Annotated in this window: 22 protein-coding genes; 10 read left to right on the top strand and 12 right to left on the bottom strand. The window is 67.5% G+C overall.

Annotated elements, in window-relative coordinates; all coding sequences use genetic code 11:
* The 3 genes from EJL01_RS06360 to EJL01_RS06350 all read right to left on the bottom strand — a co-directional run bounded on the left by EJL01_RS06360 (window position 1) and on the right by EJL01_RS06350 (window position 2,804).
* Window positions 1–1,050 carry an alpha-ketoacid dehydrogenase subunit beta gene (locus tag EJL01_RS06360; RefSeq protein WP_125106737.1) on the bottom strand — a complete coding sequence of 350 codons (1,050 nt, stop codon included), beginning with the start codon at window positions 1,048–1,050 and terminating at the stop codon, window positions 1–3.
* The gene (locus tag EJL01_RS06355; RefSeq protein ID WP_125106736.1) at window positions 1,047–2,117 is read right to left on the bottom strand and encodes a thiamine pyrophosphate-dependent enzyme; all 1,071 of its coding nucleotides are present in this window, start codon (window positions 2,115–2,117) and stop codon (window positions 1,047–1,049) included. Before EJL01_RS06355 ends, EJL01_RS06360 begins: the two co-directional genes overlap by 4 nt.
* Window positions 2,118–2,261: 144 nt before the next feature.
* Entirely contained in the window at window positions 2,262–2,804 is a 543-nt protein-coding gene (locus tag EJL01_RS06350; protein WP_125106735.1) for a DinB family protein, read from the bottom strand.
* Between the two features lie 492 nt (window positions 2,805–3,296).
* Between EJL01_RS06350 and EJL01_RS06345 the strand changes: the two genes are divergently transcribed.
* A protein-coding gene (locus EJL01_RS06345) for an IS3 family transposase (protein WP_125106734.1) occupies window positions 3,297–4,468 on the top strand; the annotation gives its coding sequence in 2 pieces (ribosomal slippage) (window positions 3,297–3,573 and window positions 3,573–4,468; 1,173 coding nt in all).
* A 497-nt stretch (window positions 4,469–4,965) separates the two neighbouring features.
* Here EJL01_RS06345 and EJL01_RS06340 read toward each other — a convergent pair.
* The 5 genes from EJL01_RS06340 to EJL01_RS06320 all read right to left on the bottom strand — a co-directional run bounded on the left by EJL01_RS06340 (window position 4,966) and on the right by EJL01_RS06320 (window position 7,436).
* On the bottom strand, window positions 4,966–5,439 hold the full coding sequence (locus EJL01_RS06340) for an Lrp/AsnC family transcriptional regulator (RefSeq protein WP_125106733.1): 474 nt from the start codon (window positions 5,437–5,439) through the stop codon (window positions 4,966–4,968).
* A gap of 7 nt (window positions 5,440–5,446) precedes the next feature.
* Window positions 5,447–5,677 carry a glutaredoxin family protein gene (locus tag EJL01_RS06335; RefSeq protein WP_125106732.1) on the bottom strand — a complete coding sequence of 77 codons (231 nt, stop codon included), beginning with the start codon at window positions 5,675–5,677 and terminating at the stop codon, window positions 5,447–5,449.
* Window positions 5,674–6,909, bottom strand: a complete 1,236-nt coding sequence (gene nhaA, locus EJL01_RS06330; protein WP_125106731.1) for a Na+/H+ antiporter NhaA — start codon at window positions 6,907–6,909, stop codon at window positions 5,674–5,676. The genes EJL01_RS06335 and nhaA overlap by 4 nt, the downstream gene beginning before the upstream one ends.
* Before the next feature lie 145 nt (window positions 6,910–7,054).
* Window positions 7,055–7,153, bottom strand: a complete 99-nt coding sequence (locus EJL01_RS06325; RefSeq protein WP_005504750.1) for a 30S ribosomal protein bS22 — start codon at window positions 7,151–7,153, stop codon at window positions 7,055–7,057.
* Between the two features lie 85 nt (window positions 7,154–7,238).
* Window positions 7,239–7,436, bottom strand: coding sequence for a helix-turn-helix domain-containing protein (locus EJL01_RS06320; protein ID WP_125107436.1), 198 nt, complete (start codon window positions 7,434–7,436; stop codon window positions 7,239–7,241).
* Between the two features lie 243 nt (window positions 7,437–7,679).
* Between EJL01_RS06320 and EJL01_RS06315 the strand changes: the two genes are divergently transcribed.
* From EJL01_RS06315 to mtnN, 4 genes are read left to right on the top strand one after another with little or no spacing between them, the layout of a single operon-like run.
* Window positions 7,680–9,047: a TrkH family potassium uptake protein gene (locus tag EJL01_RS06315; protein WP_125106730.1), complete on the top strand. Its 1,368-nt coding sequence runs from the start codon at window positions 7,680–7,682 to the stop codon at window positions 9,045–9,047.
* The gene (locus EJL01_RS06310) at window positions 9,040–9,711 is read left to right on the top strand and encodes a potassium channel family protein (protein ID WP_125106729.1); all 672 of its coding nucleotides are present in this window, start codon (window positions 9,040–9,042) and stop codon (window positions 9,709–9,711) included. Before EJL01_RS06315 ends, EJL01_RS06310 begins: the two co-directional genes overlap by 8 nt.
* A gap of 32 nt (window positions 9,712–9,743) precedes the next feature.
* Complete coding sequence (locus EJL01_RS06305; RefSeq protein ID WP_125107435.1) at window positions 9,744–10,202, top strand: S-ribosylhomocysteine lyase; 459 nt, start codon at window positions 9,744–9,746, stop codon at window positions 10,200–10,202.
* Window positions 10,202–10,885, top strand: a complete 684-nt coding sequence (gene mtnN / locus EJL01_RS06300) for a 5'-methylthioadenosine/S-adenosylhomocysteine nucleosidase (RefSeq protein WP_125106728.1) — start codon at window positions 10,202–10,204, stop codon at window positions 10,883–10,885. The genes EJL01_RS06305 and mtnN overlap by 1 nt, the downstream gene beginning before the upstream one ends.
* Window positions 10,886–10,900: 15 nt before the next feature.
* Here the strand turns inward: mtnN and EJL01_RS06295 are convergent, their stop codons facing one another.
* Window positions 10,901–12,355, bottom strand: coding sequence for a J domain-containing protein (locus EJL01_RS06295; RefSeq protein ID WP_125106727.1), 1,455 nt, complete (start codon window positions 12,353–12,355; stop codon window positions 10,901–10,903).
* Window positions 12,352–13,197: a pyrroline-5-carboxylate reductase gene (proC, locus tag EJL01_RS06290; protein WP_125106726.1), complete on the bottom strand. Its 846-nt coding sequence runs from the start codon at window positions 13,195–13,197 to the stop codon at window positions 12,352–12,354. Before proC ends, EJL01_RS06295 begins: the two co-directional genes overlap by 4 nt.
* Before the next feature lie 88 nt (window positions 13,198–13,285).
* Here proC and EJL01_RS06285 point away from each other — a divergent pair, with 88 nt between their 5' ends.
* Entirely contained in the window at window positions 13,286–13,573 is a 288-nt protein-coding gene (locus tag EJL01_RS06285; protein WP_125106725.1) for a hypothetical protein, read from the top strand.
* Here EJL01_RS06285 and EJL01_RS06280 read toward each other — a convergent pair whose 3' ends face one another.
* On the bottom strand, window positions 13,574–14,032 hold the full coding sequence (locus tag EJL01_RS06280; RefSeq protein WP_125106724.1) for a nucleoside deaminase: 459 nt from the start codon (window positions 14,030–14,032) through the stop codon (window positions 13,574–13,576).
* A 53-nt stretch (window positions 14,033–14,085) separates the two neighbouring features.
* Between EJL01_RS06280 and upp the strand changes: the two genes are divergently transcribed.
* Window positions 14,086–14,721, top strand: a complete 636-nt coding sequence (upp, locus tag EJL01_RS06275; protein ID WP_125106723.1) for a uracil phosphoribosyltransferase — start codon at window positions 14,086–14,088, stop codon at window positions 14,719–14,721.
* Here the strand turns inward: upp and EJL01_RS06270 are convergent.
* Window positions 14,718–15,194 (bottom strand): hypothetical protein, encoded by a 477-nt coding sequence (locus tag EJL01_RS06270; protein WP_125106722.1) that lies wholly within the window; start codon window positions 15,192–15,194, stop codon window positions 14,718–14,720. The genes upp and EJL01_RS06270 overlap by 4 nt on opposite strands.
* Before the next feature lie 402 nt (window positions 15,195–15,596).
* On the opposite strand from EJL01_RS06270, the gene EJL01_RS06265 reads away from it, so the two are divergent.
* The 3 genes from EJL01_RS06265 (at window position 15,597) to EJL01_RS06255 (ending at window position 17,205) form a co-directional block, all read left to right on the top strand.
* Window positions 15,597–16,355 (top strand): winged helix-turn-helix domain-containing protein, encoded by a 759-nt coding sequence (locus EJL01_RS06265; protein ID WP_125106721.1) that lies wholly within the window; start codon window positions 15,597–15,599, stop codon window positions 16,353–16,355.
* Window positions 16,356–16,417: 62 nt separating this feature from the next.
* Entirely contained in the window at window positions 16,418–16,879 is a 462-nt protein-coding gene (locus EJL01_RS06260) for a MarR family winged helix-turn-helix transcriptional regulator (RefSeq protein WP_328744244.1), read from the top strand.
* Complete coding sequence (locus EJL01_RS06255; protein ID WP_125106720.1) at window positions 16,876–17,205, top strand: ArsR/SmtB family transcription factor; 330 nt, start codon at window positions 16,876–16,878, stop codon at window positions 17,203–17,205. The genes EJL01_RS06260 and EJL01_RS06255 overlap by 4 nt, the downstream gene beginning before the upstream one ends.
* The last annotated feature ends 8 nt before the right edge of the window (window positions 17,206–17,213 follow it).

The following is a 17,213-nucleotide window of genomic DNA, read 5'->3' as shown; positions in this document are numbered from 1 at the left end:
TCACCACTCCCAGGTGTCAAGTGCGGCGAGCACGCGCTCGGCGGTGGGCAGGTAGAACTCCTCGAGCTTCGGCGAGGGGTAGGGAATGTCGAAGCCGGTGACGCGCAGCACGGGGGCGTCGAGCCAGTGGAAATTGCGTTGCATGACGCGGGCCGCGACCTCGGCGCCGTAGCCGCCAAACTGGGCGGCCTCGTGAATCACCGCAGCGCGCGAGCACTTGCGCACCGAGGCCGACACCGTCTCGTCGTCGAACGGCGAGAGCGAGCGCAGGTCGATGACCTCGACGCTGAGCCCCTCCTCGGCGCCGAGCTCGGCTGCACGCAGGGCGACCTCGACGGTCGGGCCGTAGCTGAGCAGCACGACGTCGTCGCCCTCGCGCAGCACGCGGGCGCGGTTCCAGTCGGTGCCGGGCTCGTCGCGGCGCACCTCGCCGCGGGTCCAGTAGCGGCGCTTCGGTTCGAAGACGATCACCGGGTCTTGCGAGTCGATCGCGTGGCGCAGCTGGTGGTAGGCGTCGTGCGCGTTCGAAGGCGTGAGCACCGTGAGGCCCGGGGTGTGGGCCCAGTAGGCCTCCGACGAGTCGGAGTGGTGCTCGACGCCGCCGATGCCGCCGCCGTAGGGGATGCGGATAACGAGCGGCAGCTCGACCCGACCGCGCGTGCGGTTACGCATCTTCGCGACGTGCGAGAAGACCTGCTCGAGTGCCGGGTAGCTGAACGCGTCGAACTGCATCTCGACGACGGGGCGCATGCCCGCCATCGCCATGCCGATCGCGGTGCCGACGATGCCCGACTCGGCGAGCGGCGAGTCCCACACGCGCTGCGGGCCCCACTTTGCGGCGAGGCCGTCGGTGACGCGGAAGACGCCGCCGAGCGGGCCGACGTCTTCGCCGTAGACGACGACCCGGTCGTCGGCGGCGAGCGCGTCGTCGAGCGCCGCGGTGAGGGCGGCGGCGATGCTCAGGGTCTCGGGCGCGGATGCGGTGGGCACGTCGCGCTCCTCGGGCTCGGCCGCGGCGGCGGTTTCGTAACCGGTGTCGATCATGGTCATGCCTCCCTCGTTGCGAGCTCGGCCGCCAGCGCATCGCGCTGCTCGCGCAACGCCGCGCGCGGCTCCGCATAGACGTGCTCGAACAGTTCGAGCGGGTCGACCGTGACGTCCTCGTTCATGACGTCGCGGGTGAGCTGTGCGATTTCCTCGGCCTCGGGCACCTCGGGCAGCTCGCCCGTGGCCGCGAGGTAGCGCTCGAGCCGCTCGATCGCATCCTGCTCGCGCCACGCATCCGCCTCGGCCGACTCGCGGTAGCGGCTCGGGTCGTCGGAGTTCGTGTGCGCCTCGAGGCGGTACGTGCGCGCCTCGATGAGCGTGGGGCCCTGGCCGGCGCGGGCCCGCTCGGCGGCCTCGCGCACGACCGCGATGACGGCCGCGACGTCGTTGCCGTCGACGCTGACGCCCGGCATGCCGAGGCCGGCGCCGCGGTCGGCGATCGAGCGCGAGCGGGTCTGGTGCTTCATCGGCACCGAGATGGCGTACTGATTGTTCTGCACGAAGAAGATGGTGGCGGTTTGCCAGGTCGCGGCGAAGTTCATCGCCTCGTGGGCGTCACCCTCGCTCGTCGAGCCATCGCCGAGGTAGGCGAGGGTGACAGTGTCGCGGCCCTGCAGGTGCTCGCCGTGCGCGAAGCCGACGGCGTGCAGCGACTGGGTCGCCAACGGGGTCGAAAGCGACGAGGCGCGCCACTCATACGGGTCGTAGGCGACGTGCCAGTCGCCGCGGAAGAACGCGAGGATCTCGCGCGGGTGCATCCCGCGGGTGAGCAGCGCCGACGACTCGCGATAGGTCGGGAAGAGCCAGTCGCGGTCTTCGAGGCCGAGCACGCTGCCGACCTCGCCGGCCTCCTGGCCGTAGGCGGATGGGTAGGTCGCGAGGCGACCCTGGCGGGTGAGCGCGGTGACCTGCGCCTCCCAGCGGCGGGCGATGACCATGCGTCGGTAGGCCTCGACGAGCGTGTCGCGGTCGGGCAGCTCGTACGCGCCCTCGACGGGTTCGCCAGCCGCGTTGAGCAGCTGAATGGGTGAGTCGCTGGGAAGCAGCGACGCGACGTCGTTGTCTCGCATGGCTCCAGGATGCGCCGGGCCGCCGGGCCGCACGAGGCCTGGGAAGGAGGCGTGGTCGCCTTGCCCAATCGTCCGTGAAGTTTCGCCGTTTGTCTGGTGTTTTGGCGTGTTTGGGGGCCGTTTGTCTGGGTGACTTTAGTCGGGTTACTCGCCGGTTTCGCCGTCGATCGACTCGCGCAGCAGGTCGGCGTGGCCGTTGTGGCGGGCGTACTCCTCGATAAGGTGCACGAGGATCCAGCGCAGCGAGACTGGATCCTCGCCTTTCCAGATCTCATAGCTCGAGTCGAGCGCGGCGACGCGGCCGCGCTCGCCCGTCACGTGGTTGATGACCGCGCACGATGCGTCGACGGATGCCCGCCAGAGTTCGCGAAGCTCGTCGCCCGACGTCGTGCTCACGAGGTGCCAATCGGCGTCGTAGTCGGCCTGCCAGTCGGTGCTCGCCCAGGGCTCGTTGGAACTGCCGCCGACGTGCTGGGCGAGCCAGTTGTCTTCGACGTAGGCGAGGTGCGCGAGCATGCCGCCGAGCGACATCGTGCTCGGCGGGAGCGTCTGGCGGAGCTGCTCGTCGGTGAGCGATCGTGTCTTCCACTCGAGCGTGTCGCGCTGGAAGCCCAGGAAGCCGATCAGGGTCTCGTATTCGTCGCCGGTGAAGGGAGGTTCGGTGCGTCCGTGGTCGTCGATCGTCATGCGGGTGAGTTTGGCACGGTGGGGTGGGTGGGTGTGGTGTGTGCCGGGCCGAAGTCCGCCATCAGCCGCCCGCATCTCGGCCCGGAGCAAAGTCGTTGGCTCGTGGTGAAGTCATTCCGAGCGCCAGACAACGCTGCGTACCGGCGCCGAAAAATGTCGGAGGCTCGTGGTGAGGTAGTTCCACTCCCCCAGAATCCGTTGCCGATCCCTCTTCTCTCACCGCCCCGCAGCTTTGTCGGTGGCTCGTGATGAAGTAATCCCACTCCCCCAGAAACCGTTGCCGACTCGCTCCTCGACCACATCGTCGCGGTCAGGAAACTCCCAGCAAAAAGATCGCAACCAGGGCTCACGTTTTGGCCCGCTCACGCGTCTACAAGACAACAACGAACAGATCCACCCGGCTCCGAACAAACTGCCGCTGGGTCTGCTGAAGGTTTGGTTGAGTCCTTGACCGCGTAATCCTGAGAGGGTTGCGCTGGAAGGATGGCAGTCATGCCGATCAAGTACACGGACGAGTTCAAGCGGGATGCTGTCGCGCTTGTGGAGTCCGGCATCGCGCAGAAGGTGGTGTGCAAGGATCTCGGGATCTCGAAGACCGCGCTGCAGACCTGGGTGCGTGATGCGAAGTTCCAGTCCCATGGGCTGACCCCGCCCGCTGATCCTGATGAGCGCCGCGAGATGGCGGCCGCGATCAAGCGGATTCGCGAGCTGGAGATGGAGAACGAGGTGCTCCGGCGAGCCGCGGCGTATCTGTCGCAGGTGCATATCACACCCCCAAAATGATCTACCCGCTCGTCCGCGAGATGGCCGCGGCCGGCGCCCCTGTCAGGGTGCCGGTCGCGGTGGCGTGCCGGGTGCTCGGATTCTCCAAGCAGGCGTACTACCAGTGGCTGCGTAACCCGGTCTCTGCTCGCGAGACGGAAGAGCAGCACCTCATCGGTGTGCTACGCCGGCTGCACGCGGAAGACCCCGAGGGCGGGTATCGGGTGCTCGCCGACGACCTCGCCGACCTCGGCTACCAGCTTTCCGAACGCCGCGTGTGGCGGCTGTGCCGGGTCGCGGGGATCCGCTCGACGATCACAACCCGCAAACGCCGTTACAAGAAGGCTGGCCCGCCCGTGCACGACGATCTCGTGCAGCGCGACTTCACCGCCGAGGGCCCGAACCAGCTGTGGCTGACAGACATCACCGAGCACTGGACCGGTGAGGGCAAGCTGTACCTCTGCGCGATCAAGGACGTCCACTCCAACCGGATCGTCGGGTACGCGATCGACTCCAGGATGAAGGCGCGGCTCGCGGTGAAGGCGCTGGAGATGGCGGTCGCGCACCGAGGGAACCCGACCGACGTGATCGTCCACTCGGACCGAGGCAGTCAATTCCGATCCCGCCGCTTCGTCAAGGCGCTCAAACGTCACGGCCTGCGCGGATCGATGGGCCGCGTCGGGGCGTGCGGGGACAATGCGGCGATGGAGAGCTTCTTCTCGCTGCTGCAGAAGAACGTTCTCGACCGGCACCCGTGGGGCACCCGACACGAGCTCCGCCTCGCGATCGTGAGATGGATCGAGGGCATCTATCACCGCAAGCGCCGACAGCGACGACTCGGGAGGCTGACCCCCGTCGAGTTCGAGACCATAATGATGGAAGCCGTCGCCTTGGCGGCCTAACCCCGGGCTAAATCAAGGCCTCAGCAGACCCGTCGATAACCAGGCACACCTGTGTCGACAACACCACATCCTGAAACATCAGCGGCCGTGGCGATACCGGCACCTGGGCAACGGGATCTACGAATGGGAATCCCCACTCGGGGAGATCTTCATCACCCGCGCCGACCCGATCGGGCCACGGAAGCCTGTCTTCAGACCCGCTGACGGACTCGGGGAGAACTCTGCCTACGACCCGACCACAGATCCCGCACCCTTCTAACTGGGGAGAGCCCTGCCGACTGAGGAGACCTCTCGCCACGACCCGGTTTGAGGTCCCGCACCCTGCTAGCGGGCGAGAACCCTGCTTCCCAGCGAGAACCCGGCTTCTTGGCGAGCACTCTGCTTACTGGCGAGAACTCTGCCAAAGACCCCACGACAGATCCGGGGTCCTTGTGATTTGGGAGAGCTCTGTCGTGAACCCGCGAACACCGACAGCGATCGCGCGGCAGGCCGGGCGCCTACTCGTCGTCGGGGTCCGAGAACGAGGTGTCGTCGAGGGGGTCCTTCGAGCGCTCGCCGATGATCAGGTGGGTGCGCACCGACTCGACCCCGGGCATCCGCAACACGCGCTGCAGCACGGTGTTGCTCAGCTCCTCGTGCGAGGGCGCCGCGATCTCGACGAGGTAGTCGATATCCCCGGCAATGGTATGCACGCGGGTGACGAACGGCACTTCGAGCAGGCGATCGGCGAGGTCGGCCCCGGCGGCGGTCGCGCCGGTGTCGACCACGAGCAGAGCCCGCACCGGCAGTCCAGCAGCCGAGACATCGACCCGCGCCGAGAAGCCGGTGATTACCCCATCCGCCATCAGTTGGCGCAGGCGTTCGTGCGCCGCCGACCGCGAAATGTGCACCGACTCGGCGAGCGCGCGAATCGACAGGCGCGCGTCGTTGCGCAGCGCCCGAACAATGGCCCGGTCGATTTCGTCTCGCATGCCCCGATTATCCCAGGGCGTCGCGCAGGCGAGCCTGATCGACGAACCATGTCGAGTGCTGCTCACCGTCGATCACGACCACCGGAATCAACTCGCCGTACCGCGCCTGCAGCTGCGCATCCGCCAGGATGTTGTGCCGCCGCAGCTCCGCGCCCGCGGCCGCCGCTTCGGCCACGACTATTGGGGCGGCGTCCTCGCAGAGGTGGCAGCCGGGCTTCTCGTAAAAGTCGACGATCATGGCAGCGGCATGTGGGTCGCGTCGGCCGGGTCGCCCTGGTGCGCCTTCACGCGCAGGCGCAGCGTGAACGCCGCGACCAGCGCCGCGGCGAGCGAGCCGAACAGCACGCCGAGGTGGGCGAACTCGAGGAACGTCGCGTCGCTGCGGAACGCGAGCTCTCCAATGAGCAGCGACACCGTGAACCCGATGCCCGCGAGCCCGCCGAGGGCAGCGATGTCCCACATGTTGATCTGCTTCTCGAGCCGGAACATCGGCAGCTCGTGCAGCACGAGCACGGTGAGGAAGATGCCAAGCGGCTTGCCCACAAACAGGCCGAGGAATACACCGAGGAACACCGGGTGCGTGATCGCATCCGCGGAGCTTCCCTCTCCCGGCGCAAACGGCACACCGGCCGCAAAGAAGGCGAACACCGGCAGCGCGACTCCCTGCGAAATGGCGTTCCAGTCGTGTTCCATATCCTCCGCAAGCGAGATCTCATCGTTCCCGCGCGGCAGCGCCGGCACGACAAGCCCAAGCAGCACCGCCGCAATCGTCGCGTGCACACCGGCAAGCAGCATCAGCCACCACGCAATGAGCGCGATCGGTACGAGCAGCCAGATCCTGTTAATGCCGCGGTTCACCAGGTACGCGTAGAGGCCGATCACGACGAGCGAGCCAATCAGCGCAACAAAGTTGAGGGCCGCGGTGTAGAAGATCGCGATCACGATAATGCCGAGCAGGTCATCCATCACCGCAAGTGTGAGCAAGAACGTACGGAACGCGCTCGGCAGACCCTTACCTACAACGGCGAGCAAGCCGAGGCAGAAGGCAATATCAGTCGCGACGGGAATCGCCCAGCCCTGCATCCCATCGATGCCGCTCGCGCCCACCACGATTGCATAGGTGGCGGCGGGCACCACCATGCCGCCCACCGCAGCAGCGATCGGCAAGGATGCGGTACGCGGGTCGCGCAGGGCGCCGGTGACGAACTCGCGCTTGAGCTCGAGGCCGACGACAAAGAAGAAGATGGCGAGCAGCCCGTCGCTCACCCAGTGCCCCACCGACATGTGCTCGATACCGAGCCAGGGCAGCGGCAGGTCGAAGTCGCGCACGTTCTCGTAGAAGGGCGCGAGCGGCGTGTTCGCGACGACAATCGCTAGCACGGCCGCGATGAGCAGCAGCGTGCCACCCATCTTGCGCGAGTTGAGGCGCTCCTTGAGCGAGAAGGTGTCATCTGGGCGATGGGCCGTCATGGGGCATCTCCGGTCTTGTGGGCAGGCAAAATCATCGCTGACCAGACTTCCCAGCACACCGAGTGACAGTGTACGCGTCGCCTGGCCGCGCGGGAAACGCGTGAGGGGCGCCGGTCTCCCGTCGCCCCTCACGCTGCAGCAGTCGTTACTTCTTGTTTCGACGCTGGTGACGAGTCTTGCGAAGCAGCTTGCGGTGCTTCTTCTTCGACATGCGCTTGCGGCGCTTCTTAATCACTGAACCCATAGTTATTCCTTAAATCTTGCGGGATGCGCGCAGAGGGCCTCCGGCGCGCGGAGGCACATCCTGCAATTTTACACCCGAGGGGGATTTAGGCGCGCTCCTCGCCGCGAATTCCGGCGATCGCGTCCTGAACAGCTGATTCCGGCACGCGGTATGAGCGACCAAACTTCACGGCGGGGAGGTCACCCGCGTGCACCATCCGGTAGACGGTCATCTTGGACACACGCATCAACTCGGCGACCTCGGCAACCGTGAGGAAGCGGACGTCAGACAGTTCCGATTCCATACTTTCCCCCAGATTGTTGTTGCGGTCGTGCCCCGTGTGACGATTGTGAACGGAGTGCTGAGTCAACACTAGAGTGTTGCTCCCAGAATCTTCAAGCCTCGGGTATACAGTGCGGCTGATTCACTCACCGGTCGTAAGCGCGTGGTTGCAGATTCCGTGCACCCGAGTACGATCGCAGTCATGCCGAGCCCGGAGACTGCGCGGCACTCGCCAATACGTCGAGTGCGCGATTGGGTCACCAGCATGAGCAGACACTCTCCGAGTCGCTTTGCCGTGCTGGCCTTCACCGGCATCATTTTTCTCTTCACGTTTGTGTTGATGCTCCCCATCTCCTCCGAGGATGGGCACTACACGTCGTTCCCGCAGGCCCTGTTTACCGCGGTCTCGACCATCTGCGTCACGGGACTCGCGGTCGTCGACATGGCGACACACTGGTCGGTGTTCGGCGACGGCATCATCTTCCTCGGCCTCCAGGTCGGCGCGATCGGCGTGCTCACGCTCGCGTCGATCCTCGGCACCGCTGTCACCCGCAAGCTGGGCCTGCGCCAGCGGCTCATGGCCGCATCCGACCAGAACTCGCTGCGCCTGCACGCAGGCCCCGTCGCCGAATCGCAGGCGGTGCGCCTCGGCGATATCCCCGGCGTGCTCGTGACCGTCGCAGTTTCACTGGTCATTATCGAGACGATCATCGCGCTGCTGATCATGCCGGTGCTGCTGCTGCAGCCCGACTACGGCCCCTGGTGGGTGGCCCTGCGAGATGCCTTCTACTACGCGGCGAGCGCGTTCACGAACACGGGCTTCACACCGAACGCCGAAGGTCTCGCGCCGTTCGACCATAATTTGTGGTTTCTTATTTGTATTGCGACCGCCGTATTCATAGGCTCGATTGGCTTCCCCGTCATCTTTGCCCTGACGCGATGGGTGAAAACTCGCCAGCGCCTCAGCGTGCATGTGAAGCTCACGCTGGCGACCACGGTGATCCTGTTCCTCGTCGGCTGGGTCATCATCTACCTGCTCGAATTCGACAACCCCGAGACACTCGCGGGCCAGGAGCCCTGGTTCGCCCCATTCACGGCCGGCTTCACTTCGGCGATGACGAGATCCGGCGGCTTCTCGACGGTCGACATTGCCTCGATGAACGACTCGACGCTCACGGTGATGAGCATGCTCATGTTCGTCGGCGGCGGCTCGGCGTCGACCGCCGGCGGCATCAAGGTGACCACCCTCGCCATCCTCTTCCTCGCCGCCGTCGCCGAGGCGAAGGGTGTGCAGGACATGCAAGTCTTCCGCCGCCGCATCCCGAACGACGTACTGCGCCTCGCCGTCGCCGTCGCGCTCTGGGGCGCGACGATCGTCGCGGTCGCCTCGATCTCGCTCATGCACATCACCGGCACCGAGTTCAAGTACGCGCTGTTCGACACCATCTCGGCATTCGCGACTTGCGGCCTCTCGACCGGCCTCACGCAAAACTTGCCCGACACGGGCGTCTACATCCTCACGGCCACGATGTGGTTGGGTCGAGTCGGCACCGTGACGTTCGCGGCCGCGGTCGCGTCGAGTGACCGAAAACAGCTCTACACGCTGCCCGAAGAAAGGATCATCGTTGGGTGATGCAATCTCCCCCACCGCCCCGGTGCTACTGATCGGTCTCGGCCGATTCGGCGCCGCCACCGCGGGCCAGCTGCAGCGGCTCGGCCGCGAGGTGCTCGCCGTCGACACCGACGCGAACCTTGTGCAGAAGTGGGCCGAGCGCGTCACGCACGCCGTGCAGCTCGACGCCCGCAACATCGATGCGCTCAAGCAGATCGGTGCGCAGGAGTTCTCGATCGCGGTCGTCGCGGTCGGCACCTCGATCGAGGCGAGCGTGCTCGTCACGGCGAACCTCGTCGATCTCAAGATCCCCCAGATTTGGGCCAAGGCCATGTCGACAACCCACGGCCGCATCCTGCGCCGCATCGGCGCGCACCACGTCGTCTTCCCCGAGGCCGAGGCCGGCGAGCGCGCGGCGCACCTACTCAACGGCCGCATGCTCGACTTCATCGAGTTCGACGACGGCTTCGTGCTCTCGAAGATGTACCCGCCAAAGCCGCTGCGCGGCAAGACGCTCGCAGAGTCGGAGATCCGCACGAAGTACCGCGTCACCGTCGTCGGCGTGAAGTCGCCGGGCGAGGAGTTCACCTACGCCGAAGCGGGCACGATGATCTCCGACCACGACGTCATCATCGTCGCGGGCGTGCCGGAGGACGTCGAGCGGTTTTCCGCGCTCCACGTCTAGCGGCCCTTCGCGTCTAGGCTCGAAGCATGCCTATGAACGTCGAGTCATTCAACCTTGACCACCGCACGGTGCGCGCACCCTACGTCCGCATCGCCGACCGCAAGGAGCTGCCCGGTGGCGACGTGCTCGTGAAGTACGACGTGCGCTTCACGCAGCCGAACGTCGGCCACCTCGAGATGCCCGCGGTGCACTCGATCGAGCACCTCACGGCCGAGCTCATGCGCAACCACACCGAGCAGCTCATCGACTTCTCCCCCATGGGCTGCCAGACCGGCTTCTACGCGCTCATGCTCGGCGTCGAGACCGACGAGTTCCTGCCGCTGCTCGAGCAGACCTTCACCGACATCCTCGCCGCGACCGAGGTGCCCGCGGCGAACGAGGTGCAGTGTGGCTGGGGCGCGAACCACTCCCTCGAGGATGCGCAGGCCGCGGTCCGCGGGTTCCTCGCGGCCCGCGACGAGTGGCTCGACGTGACCGGCGAAGGCGCCTGATGCGGCTCATCCTCACGGCGATGCGCGAGGAGGCCGCGCCGTTCGTCGACGCCCTCACCTACTCAAGCAAGGTCGCGACCCCGTTCGACGGGATGCTCGCCTGGCGCGGCACATTCGCCGGCCAGCCCGTGACGATCGCGACCACCGGCATCGGCCTCGCCGCCGCCGCGTCGGTCGCGGCGTGGGCGGTCACCCAGTGGCAGCCGGCGCTCGTCGTCTCGGGCGGCACGTGCGGCGGCCTCGCCTCGCAGACCCGCGTCGCCGAGGTCGTCGTCGCCGACTCGACCACCTACGGCACCGCGGATGCGACCGAGTTCGGTTACGAGCGCGGCCAGGTGCCGCGCCAGCCCGTGCGCTTCCCCGTCAGCGAGCGCGCCCTCGCGGTCGCGCGGGAGCTCGCGCCAAGCCACGGCTGGCACGTCGGGCGCATCCTCTCGGGCGACACCTTCGTTACCGCCCGCAACGTCGACGACATGCGCGAGGCCTTCCCCGACGCGGTCGGCACCGACATGGAGTCGTGCGCGATCGCGCAGGTCTGCGCGTCGCTCGGCGCCGAGTTCATCTCGGTGCGCGGCATCTCAGATCTCTGCGGGCCCGAGGCGGGCGCTGACTTCCACGTCGGCATCGACGTCGCGGCGGCCGCGAGCCGGGACGCGGTCGAGGCGCTGCTGCGCGCCGTCTAGCCGGAAGACTGCTCGCTAGGCGTCGACGCGCAGCTCGAGCACGTCGCGCAGCAGCAGGCGGTCGAGCTGCTCGCCCTCGACGGCGAGCCACTCGCCGACCTCGCGCAGCAGCGATTCGGGCGACGCGAGGCGCACGTGCTGCCAGGTGCGCGAGTTATCGACGGCAAACTCGCCCGGCCCATCCGGGGTGATCGCGAGCCAGCCACGCACCTGCGCGACCTCGGCGAAGGTCTCGCGGAACCGCGTCACGCGGTGCGGGAACTCGTCGAGCGGCACGCTGCCCGGCTCGCCGTTGCGCACGACGTGACCCCGCGCATCCAGACCGTAGGTGCCCGGGTGCCAGAGGCGGTCGTCGATGAGCGCGAGTCGGCGACCGCAGAGCACGGCGTGCGAGATCGTCGAGATCGTCTCGTCGCCGTCGGGCAGCCGCAGGCCGTGCACGATGCGCACACCCGGGATGCGCTCGAGCGCGTCGAGCGTCGGGCCGATGAGCTGCTCGGCATACTGACGGCGAATCGGGTTCACGCCCGCGAGCGAGTGCCGCAGCGCGACCTCGCCGGGCGTGCCCCATTGGCGCTGCTCGGAGTCGACTGCCGGCGCGGTCTCGTTCGCAATGTCACAGAGCATCCGCTCGCTCACCATGCGCTTCGTGCGCGGCTCAAGACCCCACGACGCGAGCATCGCGAGCAGCACGCCGACGAGCGAGAGCACGCCGCGCGCGACGTAGTAGGGCACGCGCTCGGTGTCGCCCTCGAAGATGCGGAACATCGCGATGAGGAACGCCCCGGCCGCGTCGAGCGCGATGCCCGCGATGTTCACCCAGAAGAGGATGCGCGCGAGCTGCAGCCGCGCGCCGACCCATCGCAACGAGATCCAAACGAGGGCGAGCACAAGCAGCACGTAGCTCGCGAGCCACCACGGCACCGAGAGGCCGAAGAGCGACTGCGCGATGCAGACGCCGATCGTGCAGAGGATAAAGGGCAGCACGGTGAGCAGCTCGCGCAGGCGCGGGCCGTGCACGAGCGGGCGCGCGGGCGGCCACACCTCGGGGTGGGGGTGCCACTGCGTGCGGTACCAGCCCATCCGCCGAGCGTCGACCTTCGGCTGCGGCAGTCGCTCGAAGGTGGGCACCTCGTCGGTGCCGGCGGCGGTACTGCGGGTCGCCGGGCGCGGCGGCGCGGGGCGCGAGCGGCTCGCCCGCTGCTGCTGGCGCAGGCGCACGCCGTAGTCTCGGCGCACGGGCGCGACGCCGGTGAGCTGCGCGAGCCACGAGTCGTGTTCGGAACGGCGGCGCGGGTTCGTGAGCACCTCAACCGCAAGCCGCACGCGCGTGAACTGCTGCGCATCACCGCCGAGGTCGGGGTGCGTCTCGCGCTGACGCGCGCGGCCCGCTCGACGAAGCTCAGCGTCGGTGACGTCGGGCTCGACGCCGAGGACTTCGTAGAGATTCTCTGGGAAGTCGGGGCTCATGCCGAGCCCGCAGCGAGTTCATCGTTGCGGCGGATGTTCGCGCGCATGGAGGCCTCGAACGTGCCGGCCAGATCGGCGGCCTCGAGTTGGGCGATCGACTGCTCGGTCGTACCCTTCGGGCTCGTGACGGCGCGGCGTAGCTCGGCGGGCGTCTTGTCGGGGTTCGCGGCGACGAGTCCGACGGCGCCCCGGAAAGTCTGCACAACCAGCTCGTGCGCCTCGTCGGCGCTCATGCCAATGCGCTGCGCGGCCTCGGTCATTTGCTCGATGAGGAAGTAGACGTGCGCGGGGCCCGAGCCAGAGATCGCGGCGAGGGCCGGGATGCGCGACTCCTCGAGTTCGACGACAGTGCCAACCGCCGCGAAGATCGCGCGGGCGTAGCCCATCGCCTCGGCGTCGGCGGCCAGCCCGCCCGCGATGCCCGCGGCGCCAAGACCAATAGCGGATGGGGTGTTCGGCATCGCTCGCACGACGCGCACGTCGCGGCGCAGCCGCGCCTCCATCGCCTCGGTGGTGATGCCGGCGGCGACCGAAATCACCACGGCGCCGGGCTCGATCGCGTCGCCCACCTCGTCGAGGAGATCGGCAATCATGTATGGCTTTACACCGAGCAACACGATCTGCGCGCCGGTGACGGCCTCGCGACTCGCGTTCGGGTTCGTCTCGATGGCGGCGGCCTCGACCCGCGGCTCCTGTGCAAATCGGTCGGCCGATGCCTGCGACTTCGTCGTCACGCGGACCGGAAGCTGCGCGAGCGCGTCGCCAGCCAGCAGACCGTCAAGAATGGCCCCGGTCATGTTGCCGGTGCCGAGAATGGCCAGGTTTGGCAGAGCGTCAGTCACAGTAAAGGAGTCTATTCTGGTCGCATCGATCACGGTGACCCCGCGCGGGACACCGTGAAATCACGCCGCTACAGAGGGGATGCCGATCATGACGTCGAATGCCGCGGAGACCGTGCGCACGCTGATGCTCGAAAGCGCCTACGTGAACGAAGTGCTCAAGGTAGCGATCGACGACAACGAGAAGGTCGTCGGGGTGCAGTTCTGCCTCGCCAACATCGACGACCTCGTCGCCCTGCCACCGCTGTTTGCCCAGCTGCGCGCCAACATCAAGCTCGCGCTGCCCGAGGTCGAGCACGTGTTCCTTGAACCCGACGTAACCGAGCGCCGCGCCGAAGCGGTGCCCACCGAGAACGTCGTCATTCGCGGCTGGGACTGACTAGCGACCCGCGAAGAACCTCGTTAACGGTTCCGCACACTCGGCTTCGAGCACACCGCCCACCACCTCGCTGCGCTGCGGGAGTCGCCCGTCGCGCAGCAGATCGTAGACCGACCCCGCCGCGCCGGCCTTCGCATCCCACGCCCCGAAGACGACGCGCGCAATGCGGGCTGTGAGCGCCGCGCCGGCGCACATGACGCACGGTTCGAGCGTGGTGAAGAGGATGCAGTCGTCGAGCCGTGAGCTGCCCAGCGCCGCCGCCGCCGCCCGCAGCGCCACGATTTCGGCGTGCCCAGTCGGGTCGTGCTCGACCTCGCGCACATTGCGGCCCGTACCGAGCACATGGCCGTCGGCATCCGCCACGACCGCGCCAATCGGAATATCCCCGGACGCGCCGGCAAGGCTCGCCTCGGCGAGCGACACCCGCATGAGGCGCTCATAGAGCTCAGGTACTCGCATCCGACACCTCCGACTTCACACGCGACGCAAGTTCGCTCGCTACGCTAACTCCTATGGAGCTGCACGTCGCGAACCACCCGCTGATCGACCACAAGATGACGCTGCTGCGCGACAAGTCGACGCCGTCGCCGGCGTTTCGCGAGCTCGTCGCCGAGCTCGTCAACCTGCTCAGCTATGAGGCGACACGGGGGCTGCGCGTTGAGCGCGTCGAGTTTGCGACGCCGGTCGCCACCACGACCGGGTCGAAGGTGACCGAGCCGCTGCCGCTCGCCGTGCCGATCATCCGCGCCGGCCTCGGCATGCTCGACGGCTTCCTCAAGCTCATGCCCTACTGCGAGGTCGGTTTCGTCGGCATGCGCCGCAACGACGAGACCCTGCAGCCCGAGACCTACGCGAAGCGCCTGCCCGAAGACCTCGCCGACTGCCAGTGCTACGTCCTCGACCCGATGCTCGCGACCGGCGGCTCGCTCGCCGCCACCGTGCACTTTCTCCTCGAGGCCGGCGCGACCGACGTCACCGCGATCTGCCTCGTTGCCGCGCCCGAGGGCGTCGAGAAGATGCAGGCCGACTTCCCAGGCGCCAATGTACGGGTCGTCGTCGCGGCGCTCGATGAGGGGCTCAACGAGCAGGGCTTCATCGTGCCCGGTCTTGGCGACGCGGGCGACCGCCTCTACGGCATCGTCGACTAGGCGTCCGAGCCGACGCCAAGCACGAGGTACTCAACCTGCTGCTTGACGAACGCGAGCCCTTCGCAGGCTGTGAGGGCGTCGGCCCTCGCGCGCTCAAACTGCTGCGCGAGCCCCTCCGGCCAGTGCGGCAGCCGCGACCGCAGCGCGACATCGAGACGCTCGAGCGCGTCTTCGAGGCCGATATTGCCCGGGTCGATCGGCGCGCGCCTGGGCACATGCGGCTCGTCGGAGGGCGCGCTCTCGCGCAGCGCATCCTCAAAGCCGGTGATCGCACTAATGAGGTCGGTCGCCAGCTCGGTCCAGCGCTGCACGAGTCCCCGAAACTCGAGTTCCGTGGGGGTGTCGAAGCCACTGCGGGGAATTCCGTCGAAGTCGGCGCGCACGAGTTCGAGCAGGCCCATGAGTTCGGCGCGCGAGGCGCTCACAATTTGCACACTGTCCGCGATCGCGCGATCCATAACCGGCTGATTCATGGCCCACCTTCTCGCAAAACTGATAGCCGTCTCGGCCTGGTGCGAGTATACGAACGCGAGGTCAGGGCCTGCTCAACTGGGGCCTGAAATCACCCCGAGGGACCACCCCATACAACTTCCGACCGATATCGGCCGCGAGCCGAACGTCCACAACTCACTTGAATTCGAATACCTACTTGACTTTGGTTGAGGGCGCAAACAAACTTAACGACATGACTGCAAATTACGCCCGCCCTGTGTTCGCCCTTGAGGTGGCAGGTCGAGTCGGCATGATGGCCGGCGTTGTGGCGTGCTGTCGAATGTGTCGCTAGCACGTATCTCCGCGCGCGGTTCTCGCGCACCCAGCCCGATTCCGGGCACGTACTCGCACACAACGACCTCATCTGCAGCAAGGAATCTTCCATGTCGAACATCGCCCCGTTCTCACGCCCCACGCACGCCCACGTTCCCACGGCAGCGGCTGCGCTCAAGCCCGTCACCTCGAGCTACCCCGCCGCTGCGGCCGAGCAGCGCGAGGCCGCAGCCCCGGTGCAGCCGGTCGCACCGGCCCCCGAAACCCGCGGATTCGCCCTCTACGTCGGGCTCGACACCGACACCGCGACCGCCGATGGAGTGACCCTCACCGAGGTCGTCACCGCCCTGCGCCGCGTGCTCGCTGAGCGCGCCCCGTCGGCCTCGAGCTACGCATCCGTCGCCTTCGCACCCGCCGGCGCCCCCGGCGACAGCATCGACCTCGTTCGCCTCGCGCTCCAGGAGCCGGGCGCGGTGCGCGACCAGCGCGCCGCGCGCCAGGAGGAAGAGCGCGCCGAAGAGGCGAAGCGCTCGCAGGCAAAGGTCGAAATCGACACCTCGCGCAAGCGCGTACTCGTGCAGGGCGAGAACGCCGAGTTCACGTACAAGGAGTTTGAGCTGCTGCAGGCGCTCGTGCTCCGGGAGGGCCGCACCGTCAGCCGCGAAGAGATCATCGACGTGCTGTGGCGTGAGTCACACGAGGAGCGCCCGCACGAGCGCACCATCGATGTCCACGTGCGCCGCCTGCGCCAGCGTCTCGGCGACTACGCCGACATCGTGCGCACCGTGCGCGGCATCGGCTACCGCTTCGACCGTCACGCAGACGTGCGCATCGTGCACTCGCTCGCGCCCTCGCCCAACCGCCACTAATCTCGGTGGGGTCTGGGAGGTTGCGTCGCATTCTCCGCACGCCGCAACCTAGACTCGCGTACGTGAGTGACACAGCACATCGATCCGCCGCGGCCGCAAAGCCGAGCGACGCCTGGGAAGCGCTCTTCCGAGCGCAGGTGTCGATCATGCGCGACCTGCGTCGGGATTTCACCAATGTCGGCATGTCGATGAACGAGTACGACGTACTCTTCAACACGTATCGCGCGCCGAACCATCGCATCCGCCTGCGCGAGCTCAACTCGTCGGTGCTGATCACGCAATCCTCGGTCTCGAGACTCGTCGACCGCCTCGTCGCGCGCGAGTTCATGGTGAAGCTGGAAGACGAACTGGATGCGCGCGGCACGGTCGTGGAGCTGACGGCCGAGGGGGTGCGCGCGTTCCGCAGTGCCGCGATCGTGCACACCGAGAACATCAACGATCGGGTCGGCAGCGTGCTGACGCCCGAAGAGCTCGTCACGCTGCGTGATCTCTGCACCAAGCTGCGCGAGCACGACGAAGCATGAGCGACTCCGGGGTCGCCTGGCCGGGTGGTGAGGGCGCACCCGTCTCGGCGGCGGCCGCGCGCTCGCTCGCCGCGTCGCTACAGGCCCTCGCCGAGCCGGCGCGACTGCGCATCCTCTCGATCGTGTCGGCGAACGACCCGCGGCCGACGACCGTGACCGAGCTCGTCGATGCCGTCGGGCTGTCGCAGGCCACTGTGTCGCATCACCTCAAGCATCTGCTGCAGGCGGGTTTCGTGAGCGCCGAGCGTGCGGGAAACTGGAACCTCTACCGGGCCAACGCCGACGCGTACGCCGACGTTGTGCAGCGGCTCTCCCCCAACCGCTAAGGAACCAA

This window comes from Gulosibacter massiliensis (assembly GCF_900626105.1).
Classification (GTDB): domain Bacteria; phylum Actinomycetota; class Actinomycetes; order Actinomycetales; family Microbacteriaceae; genus Gulosibacter; species Gulosibacter sediminis.
The sequence above is the reverse complement of the archived record's forward strand: the minus strand, read 5'-3'. Positions and strand labels throughout refer to the sequence as shown.